This window comes from Nocardioides ginkgobilobae (genome assembly GCF_054781275.1).
On record NZ_BAAGUS010000022.1, the window covers coordinates 1 to 13,421 of the forward strand.

The following is a 13,421-nucleotide window of genomic DNA, read 5'->3' on the forward strand; positions in this document are numbered from 1 at the left end:
CAACGGACGGCTCGAGCACCTACGCGGATCAGCGCTCGGGTTCCGCAACCTGACCAACTACATCGCCAGGAGCCTGCTTGAGACCGGCGGCTTCAGACCCCTACTACACCCCGGTCTGTGAAGAGCCCCTTTCTCTCGTGCTCGGACCCCTCGGAACCGCCCTGACCGCCGCCGTCGTCTCCCTGCTGGGGGCCGGCCTGCTGGTCCCGGCCTCGGCGGCCACCACCGAGGAGCCGGACACCACGCCCCCGCAGGTGCGGCTCGACCCGTGCCCGGAGGTCCCGCTCGGCGAGGCCTGCTCCCAGCGGGACGCGGTCTGGGTGGCCGAGTCCCGCGTGGACCCCGTGGAGGGGCTGGCCGTCGCCGGCGTCCGGTCCGGAGACGTCGTCCTGAGCGAGCGCGTGTATGACGACGGGACGGGATTCAGCCCCTACGGTCTGTGGGGGCAGCCGTACAACGACGTGGTCAGCGACTACGACTACGTCACCGAGACCTGGCTGGACGGACCGGGTCTGCACGAGCTCACGTTCTACGCCCGCGACCTCGCCGGCAACGAGGCATCGGTGACCCGCACCGTCATCGGGCCCGACGTGCCCCGCCGCCCCTGGAGGTTCTCGGTCGAGCACAGCGGCCCCAGGACCACTGTCGGCTGGTATGCCCACGGTCGAGGCTCCGGCATCACCGACTTCGTGCTCCGGTTCAAGGGCGAGGAGCCCTTCCGGATCGACGGCGGCGGCATCGTGGCCAACCCGGGGCTGGGCTACCGGCAGATCTCCCTCGCGCTGGACCGCGGCCGCCACGTGCTGCGCGTCCGCGCGGTGAACCTCGTGGGCGAGAGCACCCTCGGAAAGGTCGTCTTCCGCGTCCCGCGAACCCGCTGACCCGGCGCCCTCACTCCCGGGACGTCATGCGGACAGGACGTCCACCGGTGCGCGGCGCATGACGTCCCCCCGCACCTCAGGCGGTCGCGGCCACCCCGGCGACCAGCGAGCGGTAGCGGTCGGCGACCAGGTCGATCACCAGCGGGTGCGGGCCGATGACGTCGGCGTACGGGTGGCCGAGCTCGTCGCACAGCTCGAAGAGCCGGCGGGAGAAGAGCCCCGGCGAGAGCAGGTACGGCGACACCGCGTCGCCCGGGCGCAGGACCGCCTCCGGGCGCGGACCGAGGCCGGTGAGCGTGGCGGTGCGGATCGGGGTGCCCCACTGGTCGGCGAGGAGGTGGGAGGCGGCGCGCAGGTCGCGCCAGGCCTTGGGGTCGGTGGAGCCGGTGGCGACGAGGACCAGCGGGGTGCCGGGCTCGATCCCGGCGGCCTCCAGCCGGGCGACCTGAGCGGCGGCGAGCAGCGGGTCGGGTCCCAGCGGGCGGCCGAGCACGACCGGCGCGTGGGCCGGGGCCCCCGCGCACGCGGCCGGCAGGTCGGTGCGCACGTGGTACCCGGTCGACAGCAGCAGCGGCACCACCGCGGCCGGTCGGTCCAGCCCGCGCACGACGTCCTCGAGGAGCGGCTCGCTCAGCTCGACGTACGCCGCCGTCGACTCGACCCCGAGGGCGATGCCGGCCCCGTGGGTGATCTGTCGGGCGATCTCGTTGCCGCCGGCACGGCGGGTGCCGTGCGCGACCGTGACGAGCGCGGCGGCGCTGCCCGCGGGCTGCCCGGGGTGTCTGGCGAGGCTCACGACTCCCACGATGCCACCGCCAGCCGATAGCCCCGCTTGACGACCGTCTGGACGGACCGGGTGCCGAGCGCCGCGCGCAGCCGCGCGACCGCCATCTCGACGGCGTGCTCGGAGGAGGCCGTGCCCGAGGGCAGCATCGCCAGCAGGGCCGGCCGCGGGATGACGTGCCCGGGAGCGGCGACCAGTGCCTGCAGCACCGACAGCGGTGCCGGCGACAGCTTGACCTCCACCCCGTCGAGGAGCACCTGGTCGCCGTGCAGGAGCAGCTGGTGCCCACCCACGAGGTCGACGCTCAGACCCGAGCGCCGCGAGGGCAGCTCGGTCTCCATCAGCCTGACCATCGCCCCGAGCCGGGAGCGGTCGGGCGGGTAGATCGTGGGCACGCCCCACATCTCGAAGGCGGCCGCCGTCACGGGCCCGACGCACACCGCGACGACGTCGGCCTGGAACGCCGAGACCAGGTCGTCGCGCCGGCCGACCGCGGCCGCGCAGTCCATCATCGTGGCGACCGCCGGCGCGGAGGTGAAGGTGACGGCATCGACCAGGCCGTCGGCGACGCGCTCGACCATCGCGAACATCGGCGCGGGGTCCTCGGCGGAGATCACCCGGTAGACGGTGACGTTCTCGACCTCGGCCCCCTGCCGGCGCAGCGCGTGGGCCACCATCGACAACGACTGGCCGTGCTCCTGCACCACGATCCGGCGCCCGGTGAGGTCACGGCCCCGCAGGTGGTCGAGGACGTCCTCGAAGAGCTCGGACTCCGGCGCCCACAGCTCGCGCAGCCCCGCCCGCCGCAGCGCACCGACCGACTTCGGTCCGCGGGCCAGGATCTCGGCGCCGGACAGGGCCTGCACCAGCGCGTCACGCAGCCCCCAGCCCTCGGCGGCCTCCAACCACGCCCGCATCCCGATGCCGGTCGTGGCGAGGAACATGTCCGGCGGTGCGGCGACGACCCGTTCGGTGGCCGCGTGCAGGGCCTCCTCGTCGACCCGGTGGGGGTCCAGCGTCAGCGCGGGGGCGTGCTCGACGACCGCGCCGCGCCGCTCGAGCAGGGCGATCTGCTCCTCCGCCTTGCGGGCGGCGGTCACCGCGACCCGGAAGCCGGCGAGCGTCGCGGTCACGGGGGTCTCCTCCTGCAAGGCGTCAGGTCCTGCGGGGGCCGACCTGCACCACGCCGTCGACGAGGCGCACGGCGTACGTCGGCACCCGCACCGCCTCGTCGTCGAGGCACACGCCGTCGCTGAGCCGGTAGGGCTGCTTGTGCAGCGGCGATGCGACAAAGGGTACGCCGCCGCGGGTCCCCACGATGCCGCGCGCCAGGACCGAGACGCCGGTGGCGGGGTCGAGGTTGGAGAGGGCGTGCACCTGGTCGAGGTGGTCGCGGAAGACCGCCACCGCCTCCCCGTGCACCCACGCGGCCACGCCGGACTCCCGCGCGATCGCCTCCAGCGGGCACACCGCCACCCAGGTCACTTGGTCCTGCTCCACCGCGGCGGTCACCGGCCCGCCACCGGGGCCGGGGCGTTCGGGGCGCCGACGGGGATGCTCGCGCCCAGGGGCACGGGTGCGGCCGGCACGATCTGCTCGCGCTCGACCTCGAAGGAGATGTGCGGGTCCGGCAGGTCCGGGGCGTTGACGAAGGAGACGAACCGGGCCAGCTTGTCGGGGTCCTCCAGCGTGGCGGCCCACTCGTCGACGTACGTCGCCACGTGCCGCGCCATCGCGGCCTCGAGCTCCGAGCCAAGCCCGAGCACGTCGTCGACGACGACCTCGCGCAGCCGGTCCAGGCCGCCCTCGAGCGAGTCCACCCAGGGGGCGGTGCGCTGCAGCCGGTCCGCGGTGCGGATGTAGTACATGAGGTAGCGGTCGAGGTAGCGCACGAGCGTCTCGTCGTCGAGGTCGCCGGCGAGCAGCCGCGCGTGCACGGGGGTCGCGCCGCCGTTGCCGCCGACGTAGAGGTTCCAGCCCTTCTCGGTGGCGATGATCCCGAAGTCCTTCGAGCGGGCCTCCGCGCACTCCCGGGCACAGCCGGAGACGCCGCCCTTGAGCTTGTGGGGGGACCTGAGCCCGCGGTAGCGCAGCTCCAGGGCGATCGCCATCCCGACCGAGTCCTGCACGCCGTACCGGCACCAGGTCGAGCCCACGCACGACTTCACCGTGCGCAGGGACTTGCCGTAGGCGTGGCCGGACTCGAAGCCGGCGTCGACCAGCCGCTTCCAGATCTCGGGCAGCTGCTCCATCCGGGCACCGAACAGGTCGATCCGCTGGCCGCCGGTGATCTTGGTGTAGAGGCCGAAGTCGCGCGCGACCTCACCGATGACGATGAGCTTCTCCGGGGTGATCTCGCCGCCGGGGATGCGCGGGACGACGGAGTAGGTGCCGTTGCGCTGGATGTTGGCGAGGTAGGCGTCGTTGGTGTCCTGCAGCGTGCGGTTCTCCGGCGCGAGCACGTGCCCGTTGAGCTGGCTGGCCAGGATCGAGGCGACCGCCGGCTTGCAGACGTCGCACCCGCGGCCGGTGCCGTGGGCCTCGACGATCTCGTCGAAGGTGCGGTGCCCGTGGATCGCGACGACCTCGAAGAGCTCGCTGCGCGAGAGGCCGAAGTGCTCGCACAGCGCGCGGCTGACCTCCTTGCCCGCCTTCGCGAAGTGGTCCTCGACGATCGCCTTGATCGTGCCGACGCAGGAGCCGCACGTGGTGCCGGCGCCGGTGCACTTCTTGACCGCCGCGACGTCCTCGCAGTCGTGCTCGTCCAGCGCGCTCGTGATGTCGCCCTTGCTGACGTTGTTGCACGAGCAGACCTGCGCCTCGTCGGGCAGCGCCGCGACGCCGGTCGCCCCACCGCCGCGCCCCGCGGGCAGGATCAGCTCCTCGGGGTTGTCGGGCAGCGCGATGCCGCTGCTCACCATCGGGCGCAGGATGCCGTACGCCGAGGCGTCGCCGACCAGGATCCCGCCGAGCAGCCGGGTGCCGTCGTCGCTGACGACCAGCTTCTTGTAGACCCCCGCGACGGCGTCGGAGTAGACGAGCTCGAGGGCACCGTCGGTCGTGGCGAAGGCGTCGCCGAAGGACGCGACGTCGACGCCGAGGAGCTTGAGCTTGGTCGACATGTCGGCGCCCGTGAAGGTGCCTGCGCCGTCGAGCAGCGCGTCGACGACCACCTCGGCCATGTCGTAGCCCGGCGCCACGAGGCCGTACATCCGACCGCCCGGCGCCGCGCACTCGCCGATGGCGTGGATGCGCTCGTCGCTGGTGCGGCACTGCTCGTCCACGAGCACGCCGCCGCGCTCCGCGACCGCCAGCCCCGCCTCGCGGGCCAGGGCGTCGCGGGGCCGGATGCCCGCCGAGAAGACCACGACCTGGGCGTCGACGCGCTCCCCGTCCTTGAAGGCCAGCCCGTCCACGCGGTCGGTGCCGGTGATCACCTCGGTCGCGACCCCGGTGTGCACGGTGACGCCCAGCTTCTCGATGTGCCGCACCAGCGTCGCGCCCGCGGCCTCGTCGAGCTGCACCGGCATCAGCCGGGGCGCCATCTCCACGACGTGGGTCTCCAGCCCCAGCTGCACCAGGGCGTTGGCGGCCTCGAGCCCGAGCAGGCCGCCGCCGATGACGACGCCCGAGGTCGCCGTCGCCGCCGCGTCGCGGATCGCCTCCAGGTCCTCGATCGTGCGGTAGGTGAAGCAGCCGTCGAGCTCGCGGCCCGGCACCGGCGGCACGAACGGTGCGGCGCCCGTGGCGAGCACCAGCCGGTCGTAGGCCAGGACCTCGCCCCCGGCCAGGGTGAGCGTCCGCGCCTCCGGCCGGATCGCCTGCACGGCGGTCCCGGTGCGCAAGGAGACCCGCGGGTCGTCGTACTCCCCCGACGGGAGGAGGGAGAGGGCGTCCGCGCCGGAGCCGAACCAGGAGGTGAGCGCGACCCGGTCGTACGCCGGCCGCGGCTCCTCCCCCAGCACGATCACGTCGTGGGTCTCGGTGAGGCCGCGCTCGATCGCGGCCTGGACGAATCGGTGGCCGACCATGCCGTGGCCGACCACGACGAGGCGCTGGCGGTGCGTGGGACTCATGGCTCCAGCCTCGGCGGCCCCGGTTGCCCGGTCGTCACGCCTCGTGACGACCTGTGTTGCAGCTGCCTCACGACCTCACGAGGCCGCGAGGCCGCAGCCGACCCGACGGAGGAGGGGCGGCGTCGCGGCCGAAGGTCGAGCGAGCCCGCGCCTGAGGGACGAAGGCGCGACAGGCGTGTCGAGACCGCGTGAGCTGCCTGTGGTCGGCGACCACGAGCAGGTGCCGCGGTCTCGACGACGGCTCGCTGGCGCTCGCCTGCTCGACCATCAGGGGACGACGGCTCGCTGAAGCTCGCCTGCTCGACCGACCAGTGACGCGCAGACCGACGCGCACCCGCCGCAGCCGGTGGTGGCCCGGGTGGTCTCGCGGGCCTCGGCGAGCGAGGCACAGGCGCGCACCGCGCCGGCGGTGACGCCGGCGCAGGCACAGACCTCCGCGTCGTCGGGCAGCACGGGCGGGGCGGCGACCGGGTCCGGCAGCAGCAGGTCGCCGGGCTCGGTGGGGCCGAGGACGGTGCCGCGGTCGTAGTGCTGGGTGATGAGCCCGACCCGACCGAGGTCACCCACGAGCGCGGCCGCGACGACCACGCCGTCGCGGACGACCAGCCGCGCGTGGCGGCCGGCGAGCGGGTTGGCGACCTCGACGACCTCCCCGGGCTCGTGCACCGGGTCGCCCAGCACCGCCACGTCCAGGTCGGTCGCCCGCAGCCGCGCCACCGACCGCGAGCCCTCGTGGGCGACGTCGGCCCCGCACAGCCGGGCCGCCAGCAGCTGCGCCTGCTCCCAGGCGGGCGGCACGAAGCCGGTCGTCACGCCGCGGTGCTCGGCGCAGTCGCCGATCGCGTGGACCCGCGGGTCGGTCGGCGACGTGAGGTGGTCGTCGACGACCACCCCGCGGCGTACCTCCAGGCCCGCGGCGCGGGCCAGCGCGGTGCTCGGGCGCCCGCCGGCGGTGAGGACGACCAGGTCGGTGTCGAGGACCGGCCCGGTGTCGAGGCGTACGCCGACGGACCCGCCGTGGTCGTGCAGCCGGACCGCCCGGGCGCCGGTGTAGACCGTCGTTCCGAGCCGGGCCAGGCTGCGCCGCAGCACCGCACCCGCGGGCGGCGGCACCTGCCGGTGCAGCAGGTGCTCCCCGCCCTCGACGACCTCCACGTCGAGCCCGGCCCGCACCGACAGGGCCCGCGCGACCTGCAGGCCGAGCAGCCCGCCACCGACCACCACCGCGCGACGCGCGCCGGGGACCGCCTCGAGCAGTCCGTCGCAGTCGGCCAGGCTGCGGAAGGCGTGCACCCGCGGGTGCAGCGAGCCGTCCGCGCGCACCAGACCGCGGATCGGCGGCAGCGTGGGGATCGCTCCGGTCGCCAGGACCAGCCGGTCGAAGGGCACCAGGGTCCCGTCGACGAGCATCACGTCGCCGTGGTCGCGGTCCACCGCGAGCACCCGCGCGCCGGTGCGCAGGGTGATCCCGTGCTCGGCGTACCACTGCGGCGAGCGGAGGGTCAGCGCGTCGGCCGCGTGGGTGCCCTCGAGCACGGCCGAGAGCAGGATCCGGTTGTACGCCGGCACCGGCTCGTCGCCGAGTACGGTCACCTCACCGGCGTACCCGCCCGCCACCAGGCCCTCGACCAGCCGGGTCGCGGCCATGCCGTTCCCGACGACGACCAGGCGCTCGCGGGCGTCGAGACCACTCTCCCCGCTCACCCCGCCTCCACCCGGGCCGCGCACACCTTGAACTCCGGCATCCGGCTGGCCGGGTCGAGGGCGTCGTTGACCAACCGGTTGACCCCGAGCCAGTGGAACGGCACGAAGACGGTGTCGGGCCGGATCGTGGTCACCACCCGGGCAGGCACGCGCAGCGTCCCGCGCCGGGTGGCGACCCGCACCGCCATGCCGTCCGCGACCCCGATCCGCGCGGCCAGCAGGGGGTGGAGCTCGGCGAAGGCGCCGTCGTCGGGGAGGTCGCGCACCCGGCGGGTCTGGGCGCCGGACTGGTACTGCGCGAGCACCCGACCGGTCGTGAGGTGCAGCGGGTAGTCCCCGCAGGGCGCCTCGGCCGGGCCGCGGTGCTCGACCGCGTGGAAGCGGGCCCGCCCGTCGGGGGTCGGGAAGGAGTCGGCGAAGAGCCGCGGGGTGCCCGGGTGGTCGGCCGCCGGGCAGGGCCAGAAGACCCCGTGCTCGGCACGGATCCGGTCGTAGGTGATGCCGGCGTAGTCGGCCCTCCCACCCGCCGACGCCCGGCCGAGCTCGTCGAACACCTCCTCCGGGTCCGCGCTGAACGGCACCGGTGAGCCCAGCCGCTCGGCGAGACCGGCGATGACCTCCAGGTCCGAGCGCACGCCGTCCGGGGCCGGCCGGTGCGCCTGCCGCAGCACGACCCGGCCCTCGAGGTTGGTCATCGTGCCGGTCTCCTCCGCCCACTGGGTCACCGGCAGCACGACGTCGGCCAGCGCGGCGGTCTCGCTCATCACCAGGTCGCAGACGACCAGCAGGTCCAGCGACTCCAGCCGCTCCTGCACGCGGGTGGCGTGGGGCGCGGAGACCACGATGTTCGACCCGTGCACGAGCAGCGCGCGCGGTCCGTCCTCCGTGCCCAGCGCCTCGAGCAGCTCGTACGCCGACCGGCCCCGTCCCGGCAGCGAGTCGGGTTCCACGCCCCAGACCGCGGCGACGTGGGCGCGTGCGGCCGGGTCGTCGATGAGCCGGTAGCCGGGGAGCTGGTCGGCCTTCTGGCCGTGCTCGCGCCCGCCCTGGCCGTTGCCCTGGCCGGTGAGGCAGCCGTAGCCGGCGTGCGGCTTCCCCGGCATGCCGAGGGCGAGCGCGACGTCGATCCAAGCCAGCACCGTGTCGGATCCCTGGGCGTGCTGCTCGGCACCGCGGGCCGTCAGCACGACGACCCGCTCGCCCCCGGCCAGGAGCGCCGCCAGGGCACGGACCTCGTCAGCGGCGACGCCGGTGACCCGCTCGACCCGCTCGGGCCACCACGCCGCGACCGCCTCGCGCACGGCCTCCCACCCGACGGTCCGGGTGGCGACGTACTCCTCGTCGACGTGGCCGCCGGCGACCAGCAGGTGCAGCACACCCAGCGCCAGGGCGAGGTCGCCGCCGGGGACCGGCTGCACCAGCAGGTCGGCGCGGTCCGCGGTGGGGGTGCGCCGCGGGTCGACGACCACGACGCGGCCGCCGTTCTCGCGGCAGCGGTCGAGGTGGCGGGCAGCCGGGGGCATGGTCTCGGCGAGGTTGGAGCCGACCAGCACCACGACGTCGGCGTGCTCGACGTCGGCCAGGGGGAAGGGCAGGCCGCGGTCGATCCCGAAGGCCCGGGTCGAGGCCGAGGCGGCCGAGCTCATGCACCAGCGGCCGTTGTAGTCGATCTGGCTGGTGCCGAGCGCGACCCGCGCGAGCTTGCCGAGACTGTAGGCCTTCTCGTTGGTCAGCCCGCCCCCGCCGAAGACCGCGACGCCGTCGGGCCCGTACGCGGCCTGGACGGCACGCAGCCGCTCCGCGACCAGGTCGAGGACCTGGTCCCAGGAAACGGCCGACCAGGCCCCGGTGGCGCGGTCGCGCACCAGCGGGGTGGTCAGCCGCTCCCGGTGGCCGAGCAGGCCGGTCGCGGTCCAGCCCTTGCGGCACAGCCCGCCCTCGTTGACCGGGAAGTCAACCCACGGCTGCACGGTCGTCGTGCGCCGCCCCTCCAGCCGCATCCCGCACTGCAGCGAGCAGTAGGGGCAGTGGGTGTCGGTGGTGGCGGGGGTGGGCGAGGGCCGGCCGGTGGTCGCCGCGGTCATGCGCCGGCCGCTGCCAGCCTGGACCCGCGTCGGAGGTAGACCGCCCAGGTCAGCGCCCCACAGGCGACGTAGTAGCCGATGAACAGGGCGAACGCGGTGCGCACCGAGGACAGCGGGTCCTCCACCCACGGGGCGCCGAACATCATCGGGATGAGGAAGCCGCCCAGGGCACCCACGGCGCCGATGATGCCGACGGCCGCCGAGGACTCCTTGGTCGCCCGCAGCACGGCCTCGCGCCACGCGGGGGCGGTCGGGTCGGGCGCCCCACCGTCGGCGAGCCGCTCGGTGGCCTCGAAACGCCAGATGGTGGGGATCATCCGGTAGGTCGAACCGTTGCCGATGCCGGTCGCGGCGAAGACGAGCAGGAAGCAGCCGAGGAACACCGGGAACCACTCGCGGTTGGCGGCCGCGGCAGCAGCGGGGTCGCTGGCGGCGGCGATCGGGGTCAGCTGGTTGAGCGTCCACAGCACGCCGGCGGTGGAGAGGACCAGGCCGACGAAGGCGCCGACCGTGACCCGCGCACCGCCGAGGCGGTCCGAGAGCCACCCGCCGAAGGGCCGCGTGATGGAGCCGACCAGCGCGCCGAGGAAGGCGAAGAAGGCGAAGTTGATGCCGCCCACGACGGCGCCGCTCGTGGCGTCGACGAGGGAGAAGTGCATCTTGATCAGCAGCGGCATGGCCGCGGAGTAGCCGATGAAGGACCCGAAGGTGCCGATGTAGAGCAGGCTCATCACCCACGTCTGGCGGCGCCGCACGACGGCAGCGGTCTCGCGGGTGGAGCCCGAGGCCGTGCCGAGGTTGTCCATGAACAGGTAGGCGGCCGCGGCCGCCACGAGCGCAAGCCCGACGTAGACCCAGCCGGCGCGCTCGAGGTGGATGCCGCCCTCGGAGGCCTGCACCAGGCCGAAGATGCCGGCGGCGCCGACCATGACCGGCAAGAAGAGCTGGATCACGGCCACGCCGATGTTGCCGCCGGCGGCGTTCAGCCCGAGTGCCGCGCCCTTCTTGTCGGCCGGGTAGAAGGCGTTGATGTTGGCCATCGAGGAGGCGAAGTTGCCGCCTCCCAGGCCGGCGGTCGCGGCGATCACCACCATCACCCAGTACGGCGTCGAGGTGTCCTGCACCGCCACCACGAAGAGCAGCGTCGGCACGAGGAGCAGCAGCGCGCTCACGACCGTCCAGTTGCGGCCACCGAAGACCGGCACCGCGAAGGTGTAGGGCACCCGGATGAGCGCGCCGACCAGATTGGGGGCGGCGACCAGGAAGAACAGCTGCTGCGGGCTGTAGCCGAACTGCGAGCCCAGCATCGCCGCCGAGACCGACCAGATCAGCCAGACCGAGAAGCCCAGGTGCTCGGCGAAGATCGACCAGACCAGGTTGCGGCGGGCCACCCTCCGGCCCCCGCCCTCCCAGAACGCCGGGTCCTCGGGGGTCCACTCGTCGATCCACCGGCCGGTACGCCGGCGCCGGGGCGTCCCGGCCGGCACCGCCGTTCCGGGGGCGCTCGCGACGGCGGAGTCGGCAGTGGTGTCCGAGGCCGTGCTTGTGGTCGGTGTCATGGTGCGGCTCCTGCGGGTGTCGGTGCGTCCGGGTGACCTCAGGGCGCCCGAGCGGCGCCGTGGTCACCACCCTGGGCGGCACAGGTTCCGCCGCCGTGGCCCCTGCGCAACGACGCCGTCAACTCCACCTCACGACCTCACGCCGGCCTCGGGCTCACGCCCACGCCACCCCCGGGCCGCGCTCGTGCGGCCGGGCGCACCGCTCGTCGTACGAGGACGACCGTTCGGCGCGCGCGGGCGCCACTGGGCGACGAGCGGCTCCCGGGGCATCCACAACCGGCATGCCCGCTCCCTAGCGTGATCGCGGTCACACGTCCGTGCGACCCGCGCGACACCAGGAGGTTGCAGTGCCTACCACACACGAGCCGGCCGGGAGCCACGGCCACGACCAGGCCGCCCGCCACGACCCGGTCTACGACCACCTGCACGCCAGCGACGAGTTCGCCGCCCTGCGCAAGGCCTACCGCGGCTTCGTGCTGCCGGCCACCGTGGCGTTCCTGAGCTGGTATTTGCTCTACGTGCTCATGTCGAACTACGCCACCGACTTCATGGCGATCAAGGTCGTGGGCAACATCAACGTCGCGCTGGTCTTCGGCCTGCTCCAGTTCGCGACGACCTTCCTCATCGCGTGGCTCTACAGCCGCTACTCGAACAAGCACCTCGACCCGAGCGCCCGCGCCCTGGACGAGCGCTACCGCGCCGAGCAGGCGGAGGTGCGCTGAGATGAGCAGCCAGGTCCTCACCACGATCCTGTTCCTCGCCGTCGTCGCCCTGACCGTCGGCATCACCTTCTGGGCCAGCCGTCAGTCCTCCGGCACCAACGACTTCTACGCCGGGGGCCGGTCGTTCTCCGGCTTCCAGAACGGGCTCGCGATCGGCGGCGACTACATGTCGGCCGCGTCCTTCCTCGGCATCTCCGGCGCGATCGCGCTCTACGGGTACGACGGGTTCCTCTACTCCATCGGCTTCCTGGTCGCCTGGCTGGTCGCCCTGCTGCTGGTGGCGGAGATGCTGCGCAACTCCGGCCGCTACACGATGGCCGACCAGCTGGCCTTCCGGATGCGCCAGCGCCCGGTCCGCACCGCGGCCGCGACCTCGACCGTCGTCGTGTCGATCTTCTACCTGCTGGCCCAGATGGTCGGTGCGGGTGCGCTCGTGGCCCTGCTGCTCGGCGTCGACAGCCAGACCACCAAGAACCTCACGATCTTCGCCGTCGGCGCGCTGATGATCTTCTACGTCACCGTCGGCGGGATGAAGGGCACCACCTGGGTCCAGATCGTCAAGGCGGTCCTGCTGATGACCGGCTCGGCGCTCATCGTCGTGCTGGTGCTGGCGAAGTTCGACTTCAACATCTCCGACATGCTCGGCGCGGCCGCCTCCAACTCCGGTGCCGGCCAGGCGTTCCTCGAGCCGGGCCTGCGGTACGGCGCGACGGCGACGTCCAAGATCGACTTCATCTCCCTCGGCCTGGCCCTGGTGCTCGGCACCGCCGGCCTGCCGCACATCCTGATCCGCTTCTACACCGTCCCGACCTCGCGCGACGCCCGGAAGTCGGTGCTGTGGGCGATCGGCCTGATCGGGGTCTTCTACCTCTTCACGCTGGTGCTCGGCTTCGGCGCCGCGGCCCTGCTCGACACCTCCACCCTCGACTCGGCCGGCAACCTGGCCTCGCCGAAGCTGGCCGAGGCCGTCGGCGGCGGTGCCGGCTCGACCGGCGGCGCCATCCTGCTGGCCCTCATCGCGGCGGTCGCCTTCGCCACGATCCTCGCGGTGGTCGCCGGGCTGGTGCTCACCTCGTCCGCCTCGGTCGCGCACGACATCTACAACAGCGTGATCAAGAAGGGCACCGCGAGCGAGCAGGACGAGATCCGCGTGACCCGGTACGCCGCCGCCGGCATCGGCCTGGTCGCGATCGTCCTGGCCATCCCGGCCCAGAACCTCAACATCGCCTTCCTGGTGGCGCTGGCCTTCGCCGTCGCGGCCTCGGCCAACCTGCCGGCGATCGTCTACAACATGTTCTGGCGCGGCTTCAACACCCGCGGTGCCGTGTGGAGCATCTACGGCGGTCTGATCAGCGCCGTCGGCCTGGTGTTCTTCTCCCCGGTGGTCTCCGGCTCGGAGACGGCGCTGTTCACCAGCGGCGACTGGTCCTGGTTCCCGCTCAGCAACCCCGGCATCGTCTCCATCCCGCTGGGCTTCTTCCTGGGCTGGCTGGGCAGCGTCACCAGCAAGGAGCCGGCCGCCGCCGACCGCTACACCGAGCTCGAGGTCCGCGCGCTCACCGGCGCCGGCGCCGAGGAGGCCGTCATCCACTGACGGTCACGTGTCGACCG

General features: G+C 73.6%; 10 protein-coding genes. 3 read left to right on the top strand and 7 right to left on the bottom strand.

The genetic code is table 11. From position 1 onward, the window contains the following. The first annotated feature begins 137 nt into the window (after window positions 1-137). Window positions 138-881 carry a hypothetical protein gene (locus tag ACYVID_RS16400; RefSeq protein WP_460738873.1) on the top strand — a complete coding sequence of 248 codons (744 nt, stop codon included), beginning with the start codon at window positions 138-140 and terminating at the stop codon, window positions 879-881. A 76-nt stretch (window positions 882-957) separates the two neighbouring features. Here the strand turns inward: ACYVID_RS16400 and ACYVID_RS16405 are convergent, their stop codons facing one another. The 7 genes from ACYVID_RS16405 to ACYVID_RS16435 all read right to left on the bottom strand — a co-directional run bounded on the left by ACYVID_RS16405 (window position 958) and on the right by ACYVID_RS16435 (window position 11,088). Next, window positions 958-1,677, bottom strand: a complete 720-nt coding sequence (locus tag ACYVID_RS16405; protein ID WP_460738875.1) for a sirohydrochlorin chelatase — start codon at window positions 1,675-1,677, stop codon at window positions 958-960. Then, complete coding sequence (locus ACYVID_RS16410) at window positions 1,674-2,798, bottom strand: uroporphyrinogen-III synthase (RefSeq protein WP_460738877.1); 1,125 nt, start codon at window positions 2,796-2,798, stop codon at window positions 1,674-1,676. Before ACYVID_RS16410 ends, ACYVID_RS16405 begins: the two co-directional genes overlap by 4 nt. A 22-nt stretch (window positions 2,799-2,820) precedes the next feature. Next, complete coding sequence (gene nirD / locus ACYVID_RS16415) at window positions 2,821-3,150, bottom strand: nitrite reductase small subunit NirD (RefSeq protein ID WP_460738879.1); 330 nt, start codon at window positions 3,148-3,150, stop codon at window positions 2,821-2,823. 23 nt (window positions 3,151-3,173) lie between these two features. After that, the gene (gene nirB / locus ACYVID_RS16420) at window positions 3,174-5,741 is read right to left on the bottom strand and encodes a nitrite reductase large subunit NirB (RefSeq protein WP_460738881.1); all 2,568 of its coding nucleotides are present in this window, start codon (window positions 5,739-5,741) and stop codon (window positions 3,174-3,176) included. A 267-nt stretch (window positions 5,742-6,008) separates the two neighbouring features. Continuing rightward, on the bottom strand, window positions 6,009-7,445 hold the full coding sequence (locus tag ACYVID_RS16425; protein WP_460738883.1) for an FAD-dependent oxidoreductase: 1,437 nt from the start codon (window positions 7,443-7,445) through the stop codon (window positions 6,009-6,011). Further along, window positions 7,442-9,529, bottom strand: coding sequence for a molybdopterin oxidoreductase family protein (locus ACYVID_RS16430; RefSeq protein WP_460738885.1), 2,088 nt, complete (start codon window positions 9,527-9,529; stop codon window positions 7,442-7,444). The genes ACYVID_RS16425 and ACYVID_RS16430 overlap by 4 nt, the downstream gene beginning before the upstream one ends. Beyond that, complete coding sequence (locus ACYVID_RS16435; protein ID WP_460738887.1) at window positions 9,526-11,088, bottom strand: MFS transporter; 1,563 nt, start codon at window positions 11,086-11,088, stop codon at window positions 9,526-9,528. The genes ACYVID_RS16430 and ACYVID_RS16435 overlap by 4 nt, the downstream gene beginning before the upstream one ends. A 347-nt stretch (window positions 11,089-11,435) precedes the next feature. Between ACYVID_RS16435 and ACYVID_RS16440 the strand changes: the two genes are divergently transcribed. Both ACYVID_RS16440 and ACYVID_RS16445 read left to right on the top strand, forming a co-directional pair. Then, a complete protein-coding gene (locus ACYVID_RS16440; protein WP_460738888.1) occupies window positions 11,436-11,810 on the top strand; it encodes a DUF485 domain-containing protein in 375 nt (124 codons plus the stop codon). A gap of 1 nt (window position 11,811) precedes the next feature. Next, on the top strand, window positions 11,812-13,404 hold the full coding sequence (locus tag ACYVID_RS16445; RefSeq protein ID WP_460738890.1) for a solute symporter family protein: 1,593 nt from the start codon (window positions 11,812-11,814) through the stop codon (window positions 13,402-13,404). Window positions 13,405-13,421: the final 17 nt, after the last annotated feature.

Coding starts and splice junctions, on each gene's coding strand:
- ACYVID_RS16430 (WP_460738885.1), bottom strand. CDS start 9,529: ATGACCGCGGCGACCACCGGCCGGCCCTCGCCCACCCCCGCCACCACC.
- ACYVID_RS16445 (WP_460738890.1), top strand. CDS start 11,812: ATGAGCAGCCAGGTCCTCACCACGATCCTGTTCCTCGCCGTCGTCGCC.
- nirB (WP_460738881.1), bottom strand. CDS start 5,741: ATGAGTCCCACGCACCGCCAGCGCCTCGTCGTGGTCGGCCACGGCATG.
- ACYVID_RS16435 (WP_460738887.1), bottom strand. CDS start 11,088: ATGACACCGACCACAAGCACGGCCTCGGACACCACTGCCGACTCCGCC.